This window comes from Nocardioides oceani, from assembly GCF_030412965.1.
In the GTDB taxonomy this organism is placed as follows: domain Bacteria; phylum Actinomycetota; class Actinomycetes; order Propionibacteriales; family Nocardioidaceae; genus Nocardioides; species Nocardioides oceani.
This window is the reverse complement of the sequence record NZ_JAUHJQ010000002.1, coordinates 248,724-270,732: the sequence shown is the minus strand read 5'-3', so window position 1 is coordinate 270,732 and position 22,009 is coordinate 248,724. Positions and strand designations below refer to the sequence as shown.

The 22,009-nt window shown below is 74.8% G+C and carries 18 protein-coding genes and 1 tRNA gene; 8 read left to right on the top strand and 11 right to left on the bottom strand.

Annotated features, from left to right (window positions below; all coding sequences use genetic code 11):
• Positions 1-10: 10 nt before the first annotated feature.
• The 5 genes from ettA to QWY28_RS06815 form a co-directional block, all read right to left on the bottom strand.
• Complete coding sequence (gene ettA, locus QWY28_RS06835) at positions 11-1,693, bottom strand: energy-dependent translational throttle protein EttA (RefSeq protein WP_300951570.1); 1,683 nt, start codon at positions 1,691-1,693, stop codon at positions 11-13.
• Between the two features lie 87 nt (positions 1,694-1,780).
• The gene (locus QWY28_RS06830; protein ID WP_300951569.1) at positions 1,781-2,203 is read right to left on the bottom strand and encodes a single-stranded DNA-binding protein; all 423 of its coding nucleotides are present in this window, start codon (positions 2,201-2,203) and stop codon (positions 1,781-1,783) included.
• Between the two features lie 171 nt (positions 2,204-2,374).
• A complete protein-coding gene (locus tag QWY28_RS06825) occupies positions 2,375-4,024 on the bottom strand; it encodes a GTPase (protein ID WP_300951568.1) in 1,650 nt (549 codons plus the stop codon).
• A 57-nt stretch (positions 4,025-4,081) separates the two neighbouring features.
• Positions 4,082-5,881 (bottom strand): dynamin family protein, encoded by a 1,800-nt coding sequence (locus tag QWY28_RS06820; RefSeq protein WP_300951567.1) that lies wholly within the window; start codon positions 5,879-5,881, stop codon positions 4,082-4,084.
• A complete protein-coding gene (locus QWY28_RS06815) occupies positions 5,878-6,999 on the bottom strand; it encodes a PrsW family intramembrane metalloprotease (protein ID WP_300951566.1) in 1,122 nt (373 codons plus the stop codon). Before QWY28_RS06815 ends, QWY28_RS06820 begins: the two co-directional genes overlap by 4 nt.
• A gap of 90 nt (positions 7,000-7,089) precedes the next feature.
• Between QWY28_RS06815 and QWY28_RS06810 the strand changes: the two genes are divergently transcribed.
• Positions 7,090-8,556, top strand: coding sequence for an aminopeptidase P family protein (locus tag QWY28_RS06810; RefSeq protein WP_300951565.1), 1,467 nt, complete (start codon positions 7,090-7,092; stop codon positions 8,554-8,556).
• A gap of 112 nt (positions 8,557-8,668) precedes the next feature.
• On the opposite strand, the gene QWY28_RS06805 is transcribed toward QWY28_RS06810, so the two are convergent.
• On the bottom strand, positions 8,669-10,096 hold the full coding sequence (locus QWY28_RS06805) for a hypothetical protein (RefSeq protein WP_300951564.1): 1,428 nt from the start codon (positions 10,094-10,096) through the stop codon (positions 8,669-8,671).
• Entirely contained in the window at positions 10,096-10,527 is a 432-nt protein-coding gene (locus tag QWY28_RS06800; RefSeq protein ID WP_300951563.1) for a hypothetical protein, read from the bottom strand. The genes QWY28_RS06805 and QWY28_RS06800 overlap by 1 nt, the downstream gene beginning before the upstream one ends.
• Before the next feature lie 138 nt (positions 10,528-10,665).
• Here QWY28_RS06800 and QWY28_RS06795 point away from each other — a divergent pair, with 138 nt between their 5' ends.
• Positions 10,666-11,301, top strand: a complete 636-nt coding sequence (locus tag QWY28_RS06795; protein WP_300951562.1) for a hypothetical protein — start codon at positions 10,666-10,668, stop codon at positions 11,299-11,301.
• Positions 11,302-11,497: 196 nt separating this feature from the next.
• Here the strand turns inward: QWY28_RS06795 and QWY28_RS06790 are convergent, their stop codons facing one another.
• Positions 11,498-12,652, bottom strand: coding sequence for an MFS transporter (locus QWY28_RS06790; RefSeq protein ID WP_300951561.1), 1,155 nt, complete (start codon positions 12,650-12,652; stop codon positions 11,498-11,500).
• A 68-nt stretch (positions 12,653-12,720) separates the two neighbouring features.
• On the opposite strand from QWY28_RS06790, the gene QWY28_RS06785 reads away from it, so the two are divergent.
• Positions 12,721-13,302, top strand: a complete 582-nt coding sequence (locus QWY28_RS06785) for a TetR/AcrR family transcriptional regulator (protein ID WP_300951560.1) — start codon at positions 12,721-12,723, stop codon at positions 13,300-13,302.
• Between the two features lie 22 nt (positions 13,303-13,324).
• Here QWY28_RS06785 and QWY28_RS06780 read toward each other — a convergent pair whose 3' ends face one another.
• Positions 13,325-13,747 (bottom strand): winged helix-turn-helix transcriptional regulator, encoded by a 423-nt coding sequence (locus QWY28_RS06780; protein WP_300951559.1) that lies wholly within the window; start codon positions 13,745-13,747, stop codon positions 13,325-13,327.
• Positions 13,748-13,867: 120 nt separating this feature from the next.
• Here QWY28_RS06780 and QWY28_RS06775 point away from each other — a divergent pair, with 120 nt between their 5' ends.
• Together QWY28_RS06775 and QWY28_RS06770 are read left to right on the top strand one after the other, a co-directional pair.
• Positions 13,868-14,740, top strand: coding sequence for an aldo/keto reductase family oxidoreductase (locus tag QWY28_RS06775; RefSeq protein ID WP_300951558.1), 873 nt, complete (start codon positions 13,868-13,870; stop codon positions 14,738-14,740).
• Positions 14,741-14,814: 74 nt separating this feature from the next.
• Positions 14,815-14,891, top strand: a tRNA-Arg gene (locus QWY28_RS06770).
• A 64-nt stretch (positions 14,892-14,955) separates the two neighbouring features.
• On the opposite strand, the gene QWY28_RS06765 is transcribed toward QWY28_RS06770, so the two are convergent.
• On the bottom strand, positions 14,956-15,300 hold the full coding sequence (locus QWY28_RS06765; RefSeq protein ID WP_300951557.1) for a transglycosylase family protein: 345 nt from the start codon (positions 15,298-15,300) through the stop codon (positions 14,956-14,958).
• A 332-nt stretch (positions 15,301-15,632) separates the two neighbouring features.
• On the opposite strand from QWY28_RS06765, the gene QWY28_RS06760 reads away from it, so the two are divergent.
• The 3 genes from QWY28_RS06760 (at position 15,633) to QWY28_RS06750 (ending at position 20,812) form a co-directional block, all read left to right on the top strand.
• A complete protein-coding gene (locus tag QWY28_RS06760; protein ID WP_300951556.1) occupies positions 15,633-16,007 on the top strand; it encodes an STAS domain-containing protein in 375 nt (124 codons plus the stop codon).
• Between the two features lie 43 nt (positions 16,008-16,050).
• Positions 16,051-19,881 (top strand): SpoIIE family protein phosphatase, encoded by a 3,831-nt coding sequence (locus tag QWY28_RS06755; protein WP_300951555.1) that lies wholly within the window; start codon positions 16,051-16,053, stop codon positions 19,879-19,881.
• A 121-nt stretch (positions 19,882-20,002) separates the two neighbouring features.
• Positions 20,003-20,812: a sigma-70 family RNA polymerase sigma factor gene (locus QWY28_RS06750; protein WP_300951554.1), complete on the top strand. Its 810-nt coding sequence runs from the start codon at positions 20,003-20,005 to the stop codon at positions 20,810-20,812.
• Here QWY28_RS06750 and QWY28_RS06745 read toward each other — a convergent pair.
• A complete protein-coding gene (locus tag QWY28_RS06745) occupies positions 20,751-21,995 on the bottom strand; it encodes a cytochrome P450 (RefSeq protein ID WP_300951553.1) in 1,245 nt (414 codons plus the stop codon). The genes QWY28_RS06750 and QWY28_RS06745 overlap by 62 nt on opposite strands.
• Positions 21,996-22,009: the final 14 nt, after the last annotated feature.

Sequence of the window (22,009 nt, the reverse complement as noted above, 5' to 3'; positions counted from 1 at the left end):
GCGCCGGGGGTCAGTCGCGCGTGAGCCGGCGGTGCGTGACGCGGTGCGGCCGGGCGGCCTCGACGCCGAGGCGCTCGACCTTGTTCTCCTCGTACGCCGCGAAGTTGCCCTCGAACCAGAACCACTTCGCCTGGTCCTCGTCGTCGCCCTCCCACGCCAGGATGTGCGTGGCGACGCGGTCGAGGAACCACCGGTCGTGGGAGGTGACCACGGCGCAGCCGGGGAAGTCGAGCAGCGCGTCCTCGAGCGAGGACAGGGTCTCGACGTCCAGGTCGTTGGTGGGCTCGTCGAGCAGCAGCAGGTTGCCGCCCATCTTCAGCGTCAGCGCGAGGTTGAGCCGGTTGCGCTCGCCGCCGGAGAGGACACCGGCCTTCTTCTGCTGGTCGGGCCCCTTGAAGCCGAACGACGCGACGTACGCGCGGGAGTTCATCTCGAAGTTGGCGACCTTGATGAAGTCCAGGCCGTCGGAGACGACCTCCCAGACGTTCTTCTTCGGGTCCAGCCCACCGCGGCTCTGGTCGACGTAGGAGATCTTCACCGTCTGGCCGACGTTGAGCTCGCCGGCGTCGGGCTGCTCGCCGCCGGTGATCATCCGGAACAGCGTGGTCTTGCCGACGCCGTTGGGGCCGATGACACCGACGATGCCGGCGCGCGGCAGCGAGAAGGACAGGTCGTGGATCAGCGTGCGGTCCTCGAAGCCCTTGGTCAGGCCCTTGGCCTCCAGCACCACGTCACCGAGGCGCGGACCGGCCGGGATGTTGATCTCGGAGGTGTCGATCTTGCGCATCCGGTCCGCCTCGGCGGCCATCTCCTCGTAGCGGGCGAGGCGGGACTTGCTCTTCGCCTGGCGGGCCTTGGGGTTGGAGCGGACCCACTCCAGCTCCTTCTCCAGCATCTTGGCCCGCTTGGCGTCCTTCTGGCCCTCGATCTTGAGGCGGTCCTTCTTGGTCTCGAGGTACGTCGAGTAGTTGCCCTCGTAGCCGTGGATCGAGCCGCGGTCGACCTCGGCGATCCACTCGGCGACGTTGTCGAGGAAGTACCGGTCGTGCGTCACCGCGAGCACGGCGCCCGGGTAGGTCTTGAGGTGGCCCTCGAGCCACTGCACCGACTCGGCGTCGAGGTGGTTGGTGGGCTCGTCGAGCAGCAGCAGGTCGGGCTGCTGGAGCAGCAGCTTGCACAGCGCCACCCGGCGGCGCTCACCACCGGAGAGGTGGTCGACCAGCGCGTCGGCCGGCGGGCACCGCAGCGCGTCCATCGCCTGGTCCAGGCGGGAGTCGAGGTCCCACGCGTTGGCGTGGTCCAGGTCGGTCTGCAGGTCGCCCATCTCGGCGAGCAGCGTGTCGAAGTCCGCGTCGGGGTTCGCCATCTCCTCGCTGATCGCGTTGTAGCGGTCCAGCTTGGCCTTGACGTCGCCGACGGCCTCCTGGACGTTCTCCAGCACCGTCTTGCCCTCGGTGAGCGGCGGCTCCTGCTGGAGCATGCCGACCGTCGCCTCGGGGTCGAGGATCGCGTCGCCGTTGTTGGGCTGGTCGAGCCCGGCCATGATCTTGAGCAGCGACGACTTGCCGGCGCCGTTCGGCCCGACCACGCCGATCTTCGCCCCGTGCAGGAACGAGAGGGTCACGTTGTCGAGGACGACCTTGTCGCCGTGGGCCTTGCGCACGTTGCGCAGGGTGAAGACATATTCCGCCATGGTCCCCGAGCGTAGTTGGGAACGGCCGCGAACACCCGTCCGGGGTGAACGGGGCGGCCCGCGGGCCGCCCCGTCGCCCGCCGGTCCTCAGGCAGCCACCGACGCCGCCGCGTCCGCGGGCACCTGGTCCGTGGCGCCCTGGTTCTGCCGCGGCGTCTTGGTGAACGTGCTGGTCCCCCGGCCGAGGTCGTGCCCCACGAAGGTCGCCTCGACCTCGAAGGAGGTCACCTCGACCCCTGCCTGGCTCACCCAGGTGCTCACGTTGAGCCGGCCGTGGACGACCACCGGGTCGCCCCGCCGCACCGACGCGGCGACGTTGTCGCCCAGCGCACGCCAGGCGTTGACGGTGTACCACTGCGTCTCGCCGTCCACCCAGTCCCCCGTCCTGCGGGAGAACCGGCGCGGCGTCGCGCCCACCCGGAAGCTGGCCACCTGGGCGTCCCCGGCCTGTCGCAGGGTCACGTCGCCGCCGACCCAGCCCTGCAGCGTCACGGTCGTCTCGTTGCTCACGATGTCTCTCCTCGTCTCGCACCGGGCCGGGCCTCGGGTCGGCCGTCCTCGGTCGTGGTCACGAGGCTCCGCGCGGGCGCCGACGACGGCGCGAGGACGGGGACGGCCCTGGGGACAGCGGCGCTCGGGCGCGCCGTGTGGAGAGGCCCTGGGCCGCCGGACGGTCCAGCCTCAGGCGAGGGCGGCGACCAGGCCGTTGCGGACGATGGTGTAGGCCTGCAGCTCGGCCTCGACCGGCTGCACCACCAGCTCCTGGGCGACCTCGTGCACCGCGCCCCGCAGCCGCTTGTCGGCGACGGCCGCCCGGCGCCGGGCGGTCGCCGCGACGAGGAAGCGGCACACCAGCGCGAGGAGGAGACCGAGGGCCACCCCGCCGAGCAGCAGCACCAGCGGCAGCGCGATGCCCGCGAGCCTCGGCGTCGAGTCGTCGCCGAGCGTGCCGGACACGACCAGCAGCACGGTCCACACCAGGCCGGCGGCGGCCGCGAGGACCAGCAGCCACTGCAGCACGCGCACCAGGCCGGCCCACGCCGGGATCCGGTCGACCCCGAGGTCGGTCCGGGAGAGCGTCAGGTCCAGGCGGTCGTGCAGGTCGTCGAGCCGGGCGGTCGAGGCGCGGCGTACCGCCTCCTGCCAGGGGCGCGCGAGACCCTCGGAGACGTCGTCGGCGAGCCGCCGGACCTCGGTGTCGACGCGGGCGCGCTGCACCGGGGTGGCCGTGGGCACCGAGGATCGGGCCTGGCCGGTGAGCTCCTTGCCGGCCGAGCCGAGGTCGAGGTGGAGCCGCTTGAGCGGGTCGGGCTTGAGGCCCGACAGCCAGGAGACCACCGGCCAGCCGGTCGCCCGACCGGCCCGCAGCCGGGTCGAGCGCTCGACGGCGTCCACGACGGTGGGCACCCCGGCGGCGTCGGCCAGGGCGGACTCGAGGTCGGCCACGCGGGTGTCGGCGAGGGCACGGGTGCGGCCCGTCCCGCTGGCCTCCTGGACCTTCTCGGCAGCGCCGCGCAGGTCGGCCTCCAGCCGCGTGCGGGTCATCTTCTTCGCCTTGACCCGGCCGGCGATCTCGGAGCGGAGGTCGTCGAGGCCGATGCCGTGGCGCGCGCTCACCGGGATGACGGGCACACCCGGGAGCCCGTCGGCGTCGAGCAGGCGGCGTACGTCGGCGACCATCGCGTCCCGGCGCTCCTCCGGCACCGTGTCGATGTGGTTCAGCACCACCACCATCACGTCGGCGTGGGTCTGCAGCGGGGCGAGGTAGCGGTCGTGGATGGCCGCGTCGGCGTACTTCTGCGGGTCGAGGACCCACACCAGCATGTCGGCGAGCTGGACCAGCCGGTCGACCTCGAGGTGGTGGGACACCTCGGTCGAGTCGTGGTCGGGCAGGTCGAGCAGGACCACGCCCTCCATCGCCGCGTCCTCGCGGCGGCTGTCGAGCAGCGAGTCGCGGGTGGTCTGGTGCCGCGGCGGGATGCCGAGCCACTCCAGCAGCTCGGCGGCGCCGTCGGTGCCCCACACGCAGGCGCTGGCCCACGAGGTGGTGGGCCGGCGCACCCCGACCGCGGACAGCTCCAGGCCGGTGAGCGCGTTGAACGTCGAGGACTTGCCCGAGCCGGTCGCGCCGGCGATGCCGACCACCGTGTGGTCGGCGGAGAGGCGCAGCCGCCCGGCCGCGCGCTCGGCGACGGTGTGGGCCTCGTCGAGCAGCTGGTCGTCGAGGCGGCCCCGCCCGGCCTGCACGGCGGCCTCGAGGCCCTCGATCCGGGCGCCGATGTCGGTACCCCGGGTGACCAGCTTCTTGGCCCCCTCGAGCAAGGACGTCATGGTCTCCCTACCAGCAGCTCGGACGATCGGTTCGGACACACCCTAGGCGTCCCGGGCTCAGGACCCGGTGCTGGTGTCCTCGCCGGCCCCCGCGCCGGAGCCGCCGCGGTTCGCCGCGAACCGTACGTCGTCGACGCGGCGCGAGGCCTGGCGCAGCTGCTCCGGCGCCTCCGCCGAGAGCCCGAGGCCGTCGAGCACCTCGGTGTAGCGGCGGCGCTCCTGCTCCAGCAGGGCACCGACCCGGACGTCCAGCGCGCGGCGGGCCCGGTCGGCCAGCGAGCGGACGGCCTGATCGCCGAAGACGGCCTCCAGCAGCTTCTGGCCGAGCACGGCGCTCCCACCGGCGATCCCCACCTCTGCACCGACGAGCGCGCCGCCGGTGCTCGCGAAGACCACGACCATGAGCGCGACCGAGAGCCCGTTGACGCCGTAGGCGAGGAACCGGGCGGTCGTGCGCTTGTCGGCGCCCTCGCTGCGGACCATCTCGAGCACCTCCTGCTGCCACTCGCGCACCGCCCGCTCGACCTGGCGCCGCAGGTCGCGGGACGCCCGGCCCAGGTCCTGGCCGGCGCCGGCGAGCAGCGCCTGCCCGGCGGCGTACTGCTGCCAGGCGGCCTCGGCCCGTTCGGCGGCGGCCTCGGCGTGCTCGAGCACGAGCGTCTCCAGACCCGACTCGACCGCGACGGTCACCCGCTCGGCCTGCTGGGGCTTGCCCTTGACCGCGTTGACGACGCGGTCGCGCAGCCAGCCGACCCGGTTCTCCAGGGACTTCAGCAGCTCGCCGGTGCCGACGAACTCCTGCCAGCGCGCCAGCACCTCGCCGCGCAGCAGGGTGCCGTCCGCGCACGCGTCGCGCACCTGCTCGGCCGCGGCGTCGTAGGCGCGGTCGGCGTCCTCGCGGAGGCGGCGGGCGGCCTCGACCTGCTCGTCGGCGGCCGCGGCGACTCGGAACGACCGGCCGGTGAGGGTCCGGATCGCGCCCTCGAGGGTCTGCTTCACGACCGCCGCACGCGCGTCGGCGTCGGCGGCGAGCGACTCCAGCCAGCCGCGGATGTCGGCGACGTGCTGCGGCGGGAGCAGGCCCTCCTCGTCGACCTTGCCCTCGGTGACGGTGAACAGCGGCGAGTCCTTGAGGCCGCGGCTGGCCAGCATCCGCGCCAGGTGCGCGGCGACGGTCTCGATGGCGTCGTCGGGCGTGCGGTCCAGGACGACCGCCACCGCGGTCGACCGCTCCGCGGCCTGCTTGAGGAAGCCCCACGGCACCTGGTCGGCGTAGCGGGCGGCCGAGGTGACGAACAGCCACAGGTCGGCCGCCGCCAGCAGCTGGGCCGCGAGGAGCCGGTTGCGCTCCTCGACCGAGTCCACGTCCGGGGCGTCGAGGATCGCCAGGCCGCGCGGGACCGTCGGCGAGGCGACGAGCTGGAGCGCGTCGGGGTCGTTCGTCGAGTGCTGGACGCGCTCGAGGTCGGGCAGCAGCCGGTCCTGCCCGAACCACTCGGCGTCCTCGGGGTGGTGGACCAGCACCGGCGACCGGGTCGTCGGGCGGAGCACCCCGGGCGTGGTGACGCGCGTGCCGACCAGGGAGTTGACCAGCGTCGACTTGCCGGCGCCGGTGGAGCCGCCGACGACCGCGAGGAGCGGCGCGTCGACGGTCATCAGCCGCGGGATGACGTAGTCCTCGAGCTGGTCGACCATCTCCTGGCGCGCCGTGCGCTGCTCCTCGGCACCCGCCAGGTCGAGCGGCAGCGCCGCCGCCTGCAGGGCGCTGCGCAGCCGGACCAGGGCGGTCAGCATGCGGCTGTCGCCGCCCGCCGGCGGGGTCTGGGGAGAGGTCGACTCGGGGGAGGTCGGCGTCATCGGGTGGGTACCACCTGTCCGGGGAAGGCGATGGACGGGCGCACGGCGCCGATCCTCGCGACGTACTCCTGGCCACGCGCGGCGAAGTCCGGCGGCGGCGTACCACGCAGGTAGCGGTGGTGGAGGAAGCCGAGCTCGACGGCGGCCTGCTGGTAGTCCCGCATCGCGCGCTCGGCCCGGGGGCCGCCGAACGCGCGGGCATGGGCACGGGCTCGGCGGCGGGCGCGGAGGTCGGTCACCCAGCCGATGTCGGTGGCCGGCACCAGTCCGCGCCGGGCGGCGTCGGACAGCGCGGCGGTGAGCATCCGGCGCTCGCTGCGCCGGGCCCACACCGCCAGGCAGGCGACCGCGACGAGGGCGGGGGCCATCAGCACGACGTAGACGAGGACGAAGCTGCCCATCCCGTAGACCGTCGAGCCGTTCCAGAGTCCGTGCGCGGCCACGGCCAGGACGTACCCGGCGAGCGGCGCGAGGAGACGCACCGCCCCCGAGCGCGACGCGACCGCGATGCCCACCCCGATGCCGATGAAGGTCGTGAAGAACGGGTGCGCGAACGGGCTGAACAGGCAGCGGACGACGAACGTCGCCGTCAGCGCCTCGGTGCCGCCCGGGCCCGTGCCGTCGGTGCCGTTGTAGGCGGCCGCGAGGTAGAGGATGTTCTCGGTGAACGCGAACCCGACGCCGACCATGCCGGCGTAGACGATCCCGTCGAGGATGCCGTCGAGCTCCGCGCGGCGCCACCACAGCAGGAGCAGCAGGAACAGCCCCTTGCTGGCCTCCTCGGTGACCGGGGCGACCACGGCCAGGCTGGCCTGCTCGGTGACCCCGACGGCCAGCCCGCCCACGCCCTGCACCACGATCGCGGCCGCGGTCGCCACGAAGGCACCCCAGAGCAGTCCGCTGGCCAGCAGCCGCTTCGGCTCGGGCTCGTAGCGGTCCAGCCACAGGTAGCAGGCCACCACCGGCCCGACCGGCAGCGCGGCGAGCACCGTCGCCAGGAGCAGGGTGCCCGGGGCGCCGGACAGGGCGATGACCAGCAGCATCAGCGCAGCACACAGCACCACCAGCACGGTCACGACGACCGTGAAGGCGAGGCTGTCCCTGCGCGGTGCCGACACAGGGCGCAGCCTATCCGGGCGGCACCGGCCCACCCGCGTCGCGACCTGCGCGGACCCGCGCGGACCCGTCGGGCGACCTACAGTGGGACCGTGAGCGAGCAGACCACCCCGGAAGTCCCCGCCCAGCCGAAGAACGAGCCGGCGACGGCGCCCCGGACGGAGTCCCACGACCCGGCCGTGCCCGCGGCGTACTCCTCCTTCATGCGCACCGGCTGGGGCGACCGCGAGCTCGACCTCCCCGCCCACGCGGTCGCGCCCTGGGCGGCCCGCCGTCGCGAGCGCCTCGCCGCGGCGTTCCCCGGCGAGCGGCTGGTGCTCCCGGCCGGCACCTACAAGGTCCGCTCCAACGACACCGACTACCGGTTCCGGCCCGACACCGCCCACACGTACTTCTCCGGGAACCAGACCAGCGACGCCGTGCTGGTCCTCGAGGCCGACGGCAGCTCGGTCCTCTACGCCCGGCCGCGGTCCTCGCGCGAGACCGACGAGTTCTTCCGCGACCGCCAGTACGGCGAGCTGTGGGCCGGCCGCCGCCCCTCGCTGCACGAGATCTCCTCCTCCCTCGGCCTCGAGGTGCGCCACATCGACCGGCTCGAGGCGGACCTGGGCGGCTCCGCGCCGGCCAAGACCCGGGTGCACCGCGGCGTGTCGGCCACCGTCGACGGGCTGCTGCCCGGTGACGCCGGGCTCGACCGCGACCTCGCCCGGGTCGTCTCCGAGATGCGCCTGGTCAAGGACGAGTGGGAGGTCGGCGAGCTCCAGGCGGCGTGCGACGCCACGACGCTCGGCTTCGAGGACTCGGTGCGCGAGTGGGACAACGTGCTGCGGTACGGCGAGCGCTGGATCGAGGGCACGTTCTTCCGCCGTGCCCGCACGATGGGCAACGACATCGGCTACGACTCGATCGTCGCCGGCGGCAAGCACGCCACGACCCTGCACTGGATCGAGAACTCCGGCGCGATCACCCCCGGCGAGCTCGTGCTGCTCGACATGGGCGTCGAGGGCCACAACCTCTACACCGCGGACGTGACCCGCACCCTGCCGGTCGACGGCACCTGGACGGCCCGCCAGCGCGAGCTGTACGACGTCGTGCTGGCCGCGCAGCAGGCCGGGATCGACGCCGTCCGACCGGGTGTGCCGTTCACCGCCGCGCACGAGGCGGCGATGTCGGTGCTGGCGCACGCCCTGGACGACATGGGGCTGCTCCCCGTGACGGCCGAGGAGGCGCTGGACCCCGACAGCAAGGTCTACGCGCGCTGGACGCTCCACGGCACGAGCCACATGCTCGGCATGGACGTCCACGACTGCGGCGAGGCCGCTCCCGAGGCGTACGCCAAGGGCACCCTCGCCGAGGGCATGGTGCTCACGGTCGAGCCGGGCCTGTACTTCCAGGAGGACGACCTGCTGGTTCCCGAGGAGCTGCGCGGCGTCGGCATCCGCATCGAGGACGACGTCCTCGTCACGACCGACGGCTCGCGGAACCTCTCGGCCTCGCTCCCCCGCTCCGCCGACGACATCGAGGCGTGGATGGCCGCCCGGGTGCCGCTCCGCGGCTGAGGGGTACGCCGCCGGCTCGTCGTCCGACGCGAACGGCCCGGCCCCGTGCGGACGAACCGCACGGGGCCGGGCCGTTCCTCGTCGCGGCCGCTGCCCGGCCGGACGAGTCGGATCAGTCGAGCACCTCCGGCGCGACCTGGTCCTCGCCGAGCCAGTCCCAGCCGTCCTCGTAGTGCTCGTGGTCCACGGCGTTCTCGCGATCGCGGCCGCGGCCCTTGCCGGCCGCCGCGCCCGCCGCACCGGCAGCCCCGCGAGCACCGCCGGCTCCACGACCGGCGGCGCCTCGTCCACCGGCTCCCGCAGCGCCCGCGCCGCGACCGCCCGCGGAGCGGCCACCCGCACCGGCGGCGCCGGAACGGGATCCCGCACCAGCGGCGCCGGCCCGGCCGGCAGCTGCCGCTCCTGCTCCGCGCCCCGCCGCGCGCCCGCTCGCACCGGCAGCGCCCGCGCGAGTGGTCGGGCTGCCGGCGCCGGCGGCCCGCCCGAGCGCACCCGCCGACCCGCTGCGGCTCGAGCTGCCGATCGGACGGGTCTGGCCTGCCGCCGCGGCGGCTCCGGGCACGGCGCCACCGCGGACGCCGCCGAGCGCGCCCTGGCTGAGGCCACCGGCCAGGAGGCCGCCGGCCGCCATGCCACCGGCGATCCCACCGGCCGCGCCACCCGCACCGACCCCGATGGAGCCGGCGGGCGACCCGCCGGCGCCGGGGACCGGGCCGAGCGGCGCGGTGCCCGCTCCGGGGCCCTGGGGTGCGCCGATGCCGGGACCCGTTCCAGGGCCGGTGCCCGGGTCGACCCCGGGCGTGAGGCCCGGGCCCTCCGGCACGACGACCTCGGGCGGCGGGGTCTGGGTGGGCGTCGGGGTCGGGTTGTAGGTGGTGGTCGGGGGGTCCACGGGGTGCACCGTGTAGATCGGGTCCTTCGTGCCGTTGTCGCCCGGCGTCCGTCCGCTCGGGGTGCGCGCAGGGACACCACCGGCCTCGGGGCCACCGGAGTACCCCGGCGGCGGCTGGGGCGGGTCCGGGATGCCGTGCACGGCCTTCATCGTCTGGGTCGACGCGGCGAAGGTGGTGTCCATCTCCTGGGTGGCTGCCCGGGCCACGGACTCGTTGTGCGCGTAGTCCGCCCAGTAGTTGCCCATCGCCGTGTCGTAGTCCTTCTGGGCCTGGACGTCGGCGTCGGTGGCCGGCCCGGGCGAGGACGTGGGCGCCGTCGGCATCGACAGGGGCCGCATCTTCGCCATCGCCTTCCGGCCGTTCTCGATCGCACCGGCGGCGTCCTGGAGCGCGCCGGCGGCGAGCTGCAGGTCGGTGCGCTTCTCACCCATCGACGTGGCGGAGACCTGGAAGGCGGACTGGATCTGCTCGCCGGTCTCGCCGCGGATCCCCTCCTCGGCTCGGGGGCTCACCTCGGTCAGGATGCGCGTGGCGAGCACGCCGAGGTCGCTCCCGACGGCGTTCCACTTCTGCTGCGCGTCGGTGACGTCGGCCTCCGAGGCCGCGCCCATCGTCGTCTCGAGCTTGATCTGCTCCGGACCCTTCATCAGGCGTCACTCCCCCCGGGCGCGACGCACTGCGCGGCGGTCGGGTCGTTCTGCGCCGGCACGTCGCCGGTGACGCAGGCGATGCCCACCTCGAGCGGCGCGATGTTCTCGCTCGCGACGAGCCCGTCGGTCCCGAACTGGTCGTTGCGGTAGGCGTTGACGTTGTCGGCGTAGACCTGCAGGCCGGCCTTGAGGTCCACGAGGGACTCGATGATGGTCTGGCGCGCCAGCTCGGTGTGGTGGGCCAGCGTCGAGGCCGATGCGAGCGTGCCGAAGGACGTCTCCCCCACGGCGAGGAGTCGGTCCTCGCGGATGTCGCCGATCGTCTCGTCGAGCATGCTGATGACCTCGGCTGCGGACGCCGCGTCGACGACGACCTCCTGCGCCGCGGTCATCACGGCGCCCAGCGCGCCGCTGATGTCAAGGAACACCCCGGTCTCCTCTCGTGCGTGCCGACCGCGCCATCGGTCGGCCCCACCCGGTCTACCCGGGGACACCCGGGTCAAACCCCCGAGTCCGAGAAGGACCGTAGTCTGCTCCACGAGCCCTCACCTACCTCGGGAGAACGAGTGCACCGACCCCGCCGAACCGCCGCCGCGACGACGGCGCTCCTGGCCGCGCTGGCCCTCACCGGGTGCTCGGGCGACGAGCCCGCAGCCGGGCAGGACCCGTCGGGAGCGGCCTCCGCCTCCTCGGACGCCGGAGCCACGCCCGCCGACCCGAGCAGCGGCACCTCGGAGCCGACAACTGCTCCCCCGGCGTCCGCCGACGGGGAGCCGGGCGTCGTCCCGGCCTCCGGACCGGTGCTGTCGAGCGACGCCGGGACCCTGCGGGTCCCGAAGGGGTGGGGGTCGATCGACGAGAGCGGCCTGTCGGTGTCGGCCCGCGCCCCGAAGGGGCTCACCATCGTCGGGTTCGGCTCGGTCCCCGCGGCCGACGTGGCCACCCTGGACACCCTGGAGAACGCCGCGAAGGTGACCAGCTTCAAGGCCGAGGAGGTGCGGATCCAGCCGCGACGCGAGGTGCAGGGCGTGGAGCTCTACCACCTCGTCGGCCCGGAGCTCGTCGGTGGACGGCTCGACCAGTTCGGCACCATCCACGAGGGCCAGCAGGTGACGATCACCGTCGTCACTCCCTACTCCACGCCCCGGGCGCGCCGCGAGGCGCTCATCGACTCCGTGCTCGCGAGCCTCGAGTGGGCCTGAGGGACCGGACAGGGGTCACCGGACCTCGTTGATCCGCAACAGGTTGTCGGTGCGATCGCGTCGGTCGCCAGGGTGAGCGCGGCGCCGTGACTGACCTTGCGGGGCAGACCTCGGTCACGCTGAGGTCGCCGCGGCGCAGCAGCGTGGTCGCGGTCGGTCCGGAGCCCTCCTCAGCCGCCCCGCGTCGGCACGGAGATCATCGTGGCACGGCGGCGTCGCGCGCCTCGGCCCGTTCCTCGGCCGGCGCGCGTGGCGACCTCAGGCCGGACGCCGCGGCCACGACCGTCACGGCCGCGGCGCCGAGGAAGGCCGCCCCGAGACCGGCGCCTTCGGCCACCGCGCCCGCCACCGCCGAGCCGGCGGCCTGGCCGAGCACGAGCGCGACGAACGCGGCGGCGGTCCCCTCGGCGGCCCGGTCGGGCGCCAGGTCGGCGGTCCAGGCGATGAGCGCCGACGTCGCCGCGACGAACGCCCACCCGAAGACGGCGCACGCGGCCACCGCCGCCGGGAGCGGGCCGGGCCCGGCGAGCACCGCGACCGACGCCGCCACGACGACGGTCGTCAGCGTCCAGGCCCGCGTCGGCGGCAGCGCGCCGAGCCGGCCCGCCGTCAGCACGGTCGCCGTGCCGCCCACCCCGAGGGCGATCCAGGCGATGACCGAGCCGACCTCGCTCGCGCCGGAGGAGACCAGGTGCGAGCGGCCGTAGGTCCAGACCGTCGCGGACGCGGCCCCCAGCAGGAACGCGCCGACGACCGGCCGGACCAGGAGCGCCGGCCGGCCGCGGTCGCCCGGCGGCGTACCCGTCGGTGGGGTGGTCGGCGGGATCCCGGCGCGCGGGCGGTCGAGCAGCAGGACGCCGAGCCCGGCGGCGGCGGTGAGGACGGCGCTGACGGCGAACCCCACCCGCCAGTCGGGGAGCACGAGCGCGAGGACGCCGGCGGCCACGAGCCCCGGGCCGGTGCCGGAGTTCACCCGGGCCTGGGCGGCGCCGACCCGCTCCGGTTGGAGCGTGCGGGCGACGACCGCGACCATCGCGGGCGAGGCGAGACCCGCGCCGGCCGAGGCCAGCACCACCGCGGGCACCAGGACGGCGGTGCCGGGCGCGAGCGCCATGCCGAGCGAGCCGGCGGCGGCGGTGGTGAGGGCGCCGGCGACGAGGAGGCGGGGCCGGCCCGCGAGGACGAGGCCCGCGAGGGCGCCCAGGCAGTACGACGCCGACGCGCCCGACGACACGTAGCCCGCGACCGCCGAGCTCATCGACACCGACGCCTGGATGTCGGGCAGGAACAGGCCGTAGGCGAGCCGGACGAGTCCGTAGGTCCCCGCGACGAGACAGGTGCCGACCACCACCAGCGCACTCTCTCGAGCCAGACAGAACGATAACGATCGTTTCACTTTGTCAGCCTAGACTCCGCCCGGTGAACACCCGAGACAGCACCCGGACCCGGCTGCTGGACGCGACCGACGAGGTCGTCTTCGCGGCCGGGGACGCCACCGCGCCCGTCGACCGGATCCTCGACCGCGCGGGCGTCTCCCCCGCGACGCTCTACCGCGCCTACGGCAGCAAGGAGGCCCTCGTCGCCGCCGCGCTGGAGCGGCGGCACGGCGAGTGGCTCGAGGCGTGGGACGCCGCCGTGGCCCGGGCGGGCACGGACCGCGACCGGCTGCTCGCGGTCTTCGACGCGCTCGAGGACTTCCAGGCCCGGCCGACGGGCGCCCGCTGGTGCGCCTTCCTCGGCACCGCGGCGGCGTACGCCGACCCGCCGCCGGTCCTCGCCGCGGCCGTGCAGCAGGAGACCGGGACCCTGCGGACCCGCCTGCGCGAGCTGGCCGGACCGGTGGCGGGCGAGCGCGCGGCTGCCCTGGCCGACGCCCTCGCGCTGGTGTACTCCGGGCAGCTCGCGATGCGGCTGCGCGCGGGGGCTGCCGACCTCCCCGCCTCGGCCGCGCGGGCCGTCGCCGCCACGCTCGTCGACCACGCCGAGCGGCTCGACGGCTGACGCGGGGCCGGCCGGTCCGGGGTCAGGCCCGCTCGTCGTGCTCAGCGCGGGCGGCGAGGACCTCGTCCATGTGGTCCTGGGCCCAGGCGCGCATGCCGCGGGCCAGCCCGTTCAGGGACAGCCCGAGGTCGGTCAGCTCGTAGGTGACCGTCACCGGCACCGTCGGGGTGACCGTGCGGGTGAGCAGGCCGTCGCGCTCGAGGGACCGGAGTGTCTGGGTCAGCATCTTCTGGCTCACGCCGGCCAGGCGCCGGGCCAGCTCGGAGTAGCGCAGCGCCCGCGCGCCGCCCTCGGGGCCGCCCTCGACACCACCCAGGGCGCAGAGCACCAGCACGACCCACTTGTCGGAGATCCGGTCCAGCAGCTGTCGGCTGGGACAGACCGCGAGGAACGCGTCGTACGCCGCCTTCGCCTGCTCCCGCTGCGCGGCTCGCGTCGTCGCCATCGGCCGCCCCCTCACGGTGCGCTACGCACTTCGAAGTGCCTACTTCCCCATGGAGAGTAGCAGCGAGATCGTGGAGCCAGCCGGCACCACCGCCGGCGCGACCGGAAGGAAACAGCTCTCGTGACCCCCTCCACCACGCTCCCCGGCGGCACCGCGACCCTGGGGGACCTCACCGTCTCCCGCGTCGGGTACGGCGCGATGCAGCTCGCCGGCCCCGGGGTGATGGGACCGCCCGCCGACCCGGAGTCCGCCGTGGCCGTCCTCCGCGAGGCCGTCGCACTCGGCATCACCCACATCGACACGAGCGAGGCCTACGGACCGCGGACGACGAACCAGGTCGTCCGCGAGGCGCTGCACCCCTACCCCGACGAGCTGGTCGTCGCGACCAAGGTCGGGGCCGACCGGGACGCCGCGGGCGGGTGGCCGCCGGCGCGGCGGCCCGAGGACCTGCGCCGCCAGGTGCACGAGAACCTCCGGTCCCTGGGGGTCGAGCACCTCGACCTGGTCAACATGCGGATGGGGGACGCGACCGGGCAGAAGGAGGGCTCGATCGCCGAGGCGTACGGCGTGCTCGTCGACCTGCAGCGCGAGGGGCTCGTCCGGCACCTCGGCGTCAGCAACGTCACCGCCGAGCAGGTCGCGGAGGCTCGCGCGATCGCGCCGGTCGTGTGCGTGCAGAACATGTACAACCTGGCGGTGCGGCACGACGACGCGCTCGTCGACCAGCTCGCCGCCGACGGGATCGCCTACGTCCCGTTCTTCCCGCTCGGCGGGTTCAGCCCGTTGCAGTCCGCGGCGCTCGGTGCCGTGGCCGCCCGGCACGACGCGACCCCGATGTCGGTCGCGCTGGCGTGGCTGCTGCAGCGCTCGCCGAACATCCTGCTCATCCCGGGCACCTCGAAGGTGGCGCACCTGCGGGAGAACGTCGCCGGCGCCGGGCTCGCCCTGTCCGCCGACGACCTCGCCGAGCTGGACACCATCGGCGGCGCCTGAGGACCCGGCGTGGGGCATACTTGCTGCCGGATCGGTGCGGCCGGACGAGCACCCGGCCGGCGTCCCGGTCCCCCGCCTCCGTAGCTCAGCTGGATAGAGCAGCGGCCTTCTAATCCGCCGGTCGCAGGTTCGAATCCTGCCGGGGGCGCCAGCACCGCCCGAGGTCACGGTCGCCGCGTACGCCGCGGGGCCGGCGGCGGCACCGCGCCGGGGCGTCAGCGCAGGCCGACCTCCTCCGAGCAGGCCGGCCAGGCGCCCCAGCCCTGGGCGTCCTGGATCCGCTCGGCGACGCGAATCTGCTCGGCCTTCGACGCGCCGTGCGGGAAGGGTGCGAGCCGCCGGCCGCCGAAGCCGTCCCAGGTCTGCTTGCTGATCTGCAGTCCCCCGTAGTAGCCGTTGCCGGTGTCGAGGTGCCACCGGCCGCCGGACTCGCACTGGGCGAGCCGGTCCCAGGTGCGCTCGGGCGCCGCCTGGGCCGGCGCCTGGGCGACGGGGGCGAGGACGGGGACGACGGTCGCCGCGGCGAGGGCGGCGGTGGAGACGAGGGTGCGGACGCGCATGGAGGTACCTCCGAGCCGCCGGCGGCGCCGAGCCGGCAGGTGCCGGGCTGGCGCTCGCCCCGCCCGGTACGTCGCGTTCGACCCCCAACGCCGGGCAGGTGCGGCGGACGTGGGCGGACGCCCCGGTCACCGGGACCCCACGACCGTAGGACGAGCCCCCCGGGTCGGTTCAAGCCGGCGTGGGGGCGCTTGGCAGGATGGTGGCGCCGCGAGACCTCACCCCTTCAGGCAATTCGGCCGGAAATGCGCCCCGGGCGCCCGCGTTGCCTGAGACTGTGCCTCGTCCCGCGGGCCCACCCGCCCCGGCCCCCTCTCGGAGAGCAGACCGCCGCATGACGTCCGACGAAGCCTTCGCCGACGAGCAGCTGAGCCTGCACGTCGACCACGTGGGGGACGTCGCCGTCGTCGTCGCGCGCGGGGAGATCGACCTGGCGACGGTCGGCGGGTTCCGCACGGTGCTCAACGACCTCATGGTCGACGGGCACGTCGACGTGGTCGTGGACCTCAGCGACGTGCCCTTCGTCGACTCCTCCGCCCTCGGGGCGCTCGTCGCCGCCCACCGCCGCGCCCGCGGGCTCGGCGGTGCGCTGTCCGTGGCCGGCATCCAGGCGCCGGTCGCGCGGATCCTCGAGCTCACCGGCCTCGACCGCGTGCTCGCCTCCTACCCGACCGCACGCGACGCGGTCGGGCGGGTGGACCAGGGATGAGGCCGGGGACCAGCCCAGGGACGAGCCCGGGGACGAGGGCGGGGTGAGCGCCGAGACCTCGATGAGCGACGTGCTGCGGTCCGCCGGCCCGGTGGGCAGGGACCTGCTCGAGGTGGACTGGTCGATCACGTCGGTCGGCGAGCCGGACACCTGGCCGCTGAGCCTGCGCAACGCGGTGCGGATCCTGCTCAGCTCGAAGTTCTCGATGTGGATGGCGTGGGGCGAGGACCTGACGTTCTTCTGCAACGACGCCTACCGCCGCGACACGCTCGGCTCGAAGTACCCCTGGGCCCTCGCCCGGCCCGCCTCGGAGGTCTGGCGGGAGATCTGGCCCGACATCGGCCCCCGCATCGAGCGGGTGATGGCGACCGGCGAGGCGACGTGGGACGAGAAGCTGCTGCTGTTCCTGGAGCGCAGCGGCTACGTCGAGGAGACGTACCACACCTTCTCCTACAGCCCGCTCGCCGGCGACGACGGCGTCATCGCGGGGATGCTGTGCGTGGTCACCGAGGACACCGAGGAGGTGGTCTCGACCCGCCGGATGACGACGCTGCGCGACCTCGGCATCCGGGTGGGCGCGGCCGGCAGCGAGGCGGCCGCGGTGGCCGCCGCCTGCGAGCAGCTCGCCGACAACGGCCACTCCCTGCCCTTCGTGGTCGTCTACCTGTTCTCCGAGGACGGGACCCTCGCCCACCGCCGCGGGCAGGCCGGGATCTCCCCCGAGCACTCCGCCGCGCCGCCGGTCGTCGAGGTCGGCGCCCCCGACGCCGTGTGGCCGCTGCACAGCGCCTGGCGCGGCGAGGACGTCGTCGTCTCCGCGATCGACGAGCTCTTCCCCGACCTGCCGACCGGCGCGTGGACCGAGCCGCCCACCCGTGCCTACGTCACCCCGCTGCTGCAGCCCGGCCAGACGACGCCGTACGGCGCGCTCGTGGTCGGCCTCAACCGCTACCGCCCCTTCGACGGCGGGTACCGCGACTTCCTCGAGCTGCTCGCCGGCCACCTGTCCGCGGCCATCGGGGACGCTCGGGCGATCGAGCAGGAGAAGAACCGCGCCGAGGAGCTGGCGCGGATCGACAAGGTGAAGACCGACTTCTTCGCCAACGTCAGCCACGAGCTGCGGACCCCGCTGACCCTGCTGCTGGCGCCCGCGGAGGACGCGCTCGCCGACGCCTCGGCTCCGTTGGCGGACCCGCAGCGCCGCCGGCTGGAGATCATCGCCCGCAACGGCCAGCGGATGCTGCAGCTGGTCAACACGCTGCTGGACTTCTCCCGGCTCGAGGCCGGCCACGACCGCGCCGACTTCGTGGCGACCGACCTGTGTGCCTACACCGCCGAGCTGGTGGCGATGTTCGAGTCGGCCGCCGAGCGGGGCGGCCTGCGGCTGGAGGTCGACTGCGACGCCGCCGTGATGGCCTACGTCGACCGCGAGTCGTGGGCCAAGGTCGTGCTGAACCTGGTCTCCAACGCCCTGAAGTTCACCTTCGAGGGCCAGATCACCGTGCGGCTGGCCGCCGAGGACGGGCGGGCGGTCCTCACCGTCACCGACACCGGCGTCGGCATCCCCACCGCCGAGCTGCCCCGGCTCTTCGAGCGCTTCCACCGCGTCTCCGGCATCCGCTCGCGCACCCACGAGGGCACCGGCATCGGGCTGGCGCTCGTGCGCGAGCTGGTCGAGGCCCACGGCGGCCGGGTCGGCGCGACCAGCCGCACCGACGGGCCCGACCACGGCACGACCTTCGCGATCTCCCTCCCGCTGGGCTGGGCCCACCTGCCCGCGGACCGGGTCCGGCACACCGTCGAGGAGCCGCTGGACCCCGCATCCGGGCGCCGGGCCCGCGCGTTCGTCGAGCAGAGCATCCGGTGGATGCCGGACGACGAGCCCGACGGCACCGACGCCGACGGACCGGGCGCCGCGACCCGGGCCCCCGCCCCCGTCGTGACCGGGGTGGACGGCGAGGACGACCGCCGCGGGCGGGTGCTCGTGGTCGACGACAACGACGACATGCGGCGCTACATCCACGACCTGCTGGACCCGGCGTACGACGTGCGCACCGCGGTCGACGGGCTCGACGCCCTGGCGCAGATGGCGCAGGACGTGCCGGACCTGGTGCTGACCGACGTGATGATGCCCGAGCTCGACGGCTTCGGGCTGCTGCGCCGCATGCAGGCCGACCCGGCCCTCATCTCGGTGCCGGTGATCATGCTGTCGGCCCGGGCGGGCGAGGAGGGCACGCTCGAGGGGCTCGAGGCCGGCGCGAACGACTACCTCGTCAAGCCGTTCTCGGCGCGCGAGCTGCTGGCCCGCGTGCGCGTCAACCTCGAGCTGGACCAGGCACACCGGGTGCGGGTCGCGCTCGAGCGCAGCCGCGAGCTGCTGGACCAGGCGCAGCGCCTCGCGCGGGTCGGCAGCTGGGAGGTCGACCTCGCCCGGGACACGATCACCGGCTCGCGGACGTTCTTCGACATGCTCGGCATCAGCCGGGAGGACGCCGAGGAGCGCGGCGCCCGGGCGGTCATCAACCAGCTGGTGCACCCCGAGGACCACGAGCACGTGAGCGAGCGGCTCCAGGCCGCCACGGCCGGGCAGACGATCGTCTACGAGGTGCGGATCGTGACGCCGTCGGGCGAGGTCCGGCTCTTCCAGTCCTTCGGCGAGCCGGCGACCGGCCCCGACGGGAGCCGGCTCGTGCGCGGCTCCTTCCAGGACATCACCGACCAGCGGGCGCTGCAGCAGCGGCTCGTGACCGCGGAGGCCGAGCGCGAGGTCGTCGAGCGCGAGCGCCAGATCGGGCGCGACCTCCAGTCCAGCCTGCTCCCACGCACCGACCCGGACGTCGCGGGCCTCGAGGTGGCGACGTACTACCGCGCCGGCGTCGTCGGGACCCAGGTCGGCGGCGACTGGTACGACGTCATCGACCTCGGTGCCGGTCGCACCGCCGTCGTCATCGGCGACGTCATGGGCCGGGGCGTCCGGGCGGCGGCCGTCATGGGGCAGCTGCGGGCCGCGACCCGCGCCTTCGCCAAGCTCGACCTGTCCCCCACCGACGTCCTCGAGCACCTCGACCCGCTCGTCCAGGACCTCGCCGGCGACCAGATCGTCACCTGCGTGTACGCCGTGTTCGACGCCTCCGACCACACGCTGACCTACGCCAACGCCGGCCACCTCCCGCCGGTCCACGCGCGCGCCGACGGCCAGCTCTCGCTCCTGCGCGAGGTCGGCCCGCCGCTGGGCGCCGGGCACTACGGCCTGGAGCCCACCACGGTGCAGCTCGACCCCGCGGACGTGCTGGTGCTCTACACCGACGGCCTCGTGGAGCGCCGCGGCGAGGACCTCCAGCTCGGCCTGGAGCGGCTGAGCTCGGCCGTGGCGCCGCGGGCCACGCTGCCCTCGGCGCAGCTGCTGGACGAGGTGGTCACCGCGCTGACCGGGTCCGGCGTGGACGACGACGTCGCGATGGTCGTGGCCCGCGCCCAGGCCGACCCGCCGGGCGGCGTGGCCGGCTTCGAGGTCACCACGGTCGCCGAGGCGGGCGCCGTGCGCCGGGCCGTGGCCGAGCAGCTCGCCCGGTGGGCGGTGCCGGAACGGCGGGTGGCCGATGCCGTGCAGGTCGTCGACGCGCTGGTCACCAACGTGCTCGTGCACGCCGAGCCGCCCGCGACCGTCCAGCTGCGACGTCTCGACGAGGCCGTGCTCGTGGAGGTCCGCGACCCCGTGCTGGTGCGGCCGCGCCGGCGGCGTACCTCTGAGGAGGACGAGTCGGGACGCGGGCTCAACCTGGTCGCGGTGCTCGCCGACGACTGGGGCAGCCGGCCCACCGACGACGGCAAGACGGTGTGGGCGCTGCTCGGCTGGGGCGACGGGCGGCGCTGACCCTCCCGGCGAAGACACCCCAACGGGTGGTGGTGGACCAGACCAGTCTGGGGCAACGTCGAGTGCGTGCCCGAACGGGCTCGCGGATCGCACCCCCCACTCGGAAGGAGGCGGACCGCCCATGCACGGACCCACCCCCGCCCTCGGCGACGATCACCGCACGATGTCGCGGGAGGAACGTTCCCGCCGCACCGCAGAGCTGCTCGGCCGCGCCCAGGAGGCGACCGGCCCTGAGCGCGACGACCTCCTCGCCGAGGTCGTCCTCGTCAACCGACGCGTCGCCGACGCCGTCGCCAACCGCTACCGCCGCCGGGGCATCCCGCTGGAAGACCTGCAGCAGGTCGCCTACGAGGGCCTGGTCAAGGCGGTCAGCCGCTTCGACCCGACGGTCCGCGACGACCTGCTGACCTACGCCGTCCCCACCATCCGGGGGGAGATCCAGCGGCACTTCCGCGACCAGGGCTGGATGGTCCGCCCGCCACGTCGCGTGCAGGAGCTCCAGCGCGACCTGACGATGGCCACCGACCGGCTCGAGCAGGAGCTCGGCCGCGAGCCCACCGACGAGGAGGTCGAGCGCGAGCTCGGCATCACCCCCGAGGAGCACCGCGAGGCGCTCCAGGGACTCGGCTGCTTCCAGCCCACCTCCCTGGACCAGCCCGTCGGGAACGACGCCGGCACCAGCCTCGGCGAGGTGCTGCCGCAGGAGCCGGACGAGGGCGCGGCCGAGGCGCGCGCCATGCTCGCCCCGGTGATGCGCGGCCTGTCCGAGCGCGACAAGCGCGTGCTCTACCTGCGGTTCTACGAGGACCAGACGCAACGCGAGATCGGCGACGAGCTCGGCGTCAGCCAGGTGCAGGTCTCCCGGGTGCTCACGCGGATCCTGGAGACGATGCGTGAGCAGATCGGGGCCGAGCACCCGCCGGCACCCTGACCCGCAGGCCGTCACGAGGGGTGGTGGGCATCCGGGTCAGGTCGACCGAGGGGTCCACCACCTCGTAGGGCACGCCCGCCAGCACGCGCAGCGTCGCCTCGAGCACCCGCAGCGTCAGCGACTCCCCGGGGCACCGGTGACCCGAAGGGTGGCCGCCGCCCTGGGGCACGAGGTCGAACGCGCCCGGCGCGTGGTCGAGGAACCGCTCGGGCCGGAACTCCCCCGGCGCCTCCCAGCGGGCGGGGTCGTGGTCGATCCCCATGATGTCGAGGACGAGCCGGTCCCCGCGGCGCACGCGCACGCCGTCGATCGTCGCCGGCCGCGTGGCGCGGGCGGCCAGCACCGGGGCGAACGGCGTCGTGCGGCGTACCTCCTGGGCGAAGGCCATCCGGGCGAGCTCCTCCCCTGGGTCCGCGAGGCGCTCGCGCCAGTCCGGGCGCCCCGCCAGGCGCATCGCCGCGAAGGAGCCCAGCCAGGCCACGGCGACGGTCGGCCGCAGGATGTTGCCCAGCTCCACGCCGGCGGTGCGGTCGTCGGCGTCGATGCCGCCGACCACGCGGGCCGCCGGCGCGTCCGCCGGGACCTGTGAGCGGCCGGCGCGGATGTCGGCGGCCAGTCGCGTGGCGTACCGGTTCCACCACAGCCGCGACGCCCAGCCGCGGGCGTACGCCGGCCCGGCGAAGCCGAAGCCGTCGACCTGCTGGGAGAGCCGGTGCGCGATCGTGTCGGCCCGCTCGTCGGTGAGCGGCAGGCCGGCCCAGCGCAGCACGGCCCGGCCGTAGACCGAGACGAGCGCCGGGTGGACGCTCACCTCCCGGCCCGGCCAGGTCGCGACGGCGGAGCCGAGCTCGCTGCCGACGTCGGTCACGAGCGGGCCGAGGCCGTCGGCGGAGAGCACGTCGACCATGGTCCGCTTGCGGTCGCGGTGGGCGTCGCCGTCCAGGCCGTGCAGCGCGCCGCGGCCGAAGAGCAGCCAGGCGAGCGGCGGCGGCACGACGCCCTTCCGCTCCGCCGCGGACTCGTCGTAGAAGAACCGGGCGCCCGGCTCGCTGCGCACCACCACGGCGCGCCGCCCGGCGAGGCGGCTGGCGTGCGTGCCGGCGTCGGGGGCGACGCCCCGGGCGGCGCGGTCGGCGGCGACGGCGTCGTACCCGTGCCGCAGGAGTCGCAGGGTGAGGTCCATGCGGGCCCGGTGTC

Bases quoted from the DNA above. Each gene is read 5' to 3' on its own strand.
- ettA (WP_300951570.1), bottom strand. From the start codon at position 1,693: ATGGCGGAATATGTCTTCACCCTGCGCAACGTGCGCAAGGCCCACGGC.
- QWY28_RS06825 (WP_300951568.1), bottom strand. From the start codon at position 4,024: ATGACGTCCTTGCTCGAGGGGGCCAAGAAGCTGGTCACCCGGGGTACC.
- QWY28_RS06820 (WP_300951567.1), bottom strand. From the start codon at position 5,881: ATGACGCCGACCTCCCCCGAGTCGACCTCTCCCCAGACCCCGCCGGCG.
- QWY28_RS06805 (WP_300951564.1), bottom strand. From the start codon at position 10,096: ATGAAGGGTCCGGAGCAGATCAAGCTCGAGACGACGATGGGCGCGGCC.
- QWY28_RS06780 (WP_300951559.1), bottom strand. From the start codon at position 13,747: ATGGCGACGACGCGAGCCGCGCAGCGGGAGCAGGCGAAGGCGGCGTAC.
- QWY28_RS06765 (WP_300951557.1), bottom strand. From the start codon at position 15,300: ATGCGCGTCCGCACCCTCGTCTCCACCGCCGCCCTCGCCGCGGCGACC.
- QWY28_RS06760 (WP_300951556.1), top strand. From the start codon at position 15,633: ATGACGTCCGACGAAGCCTTCGCCGACGAGCAGCTGAGCCTGCACGTC.
- QWY28_RS06750 (WP_300951554.1), top strand. From the start codon at position 20,003: ATGCACGGACCCACCCCCGCCCTCGGCGACGATCACCGCACGATGTCG.
- QWY28_RS06745 (WP_300951553.1), bottom strand. From the start codon at position 21,995: ATGGACCTCACCCTGCGACTCCTGCGGCACGGGTACGACGCCGTCGCC.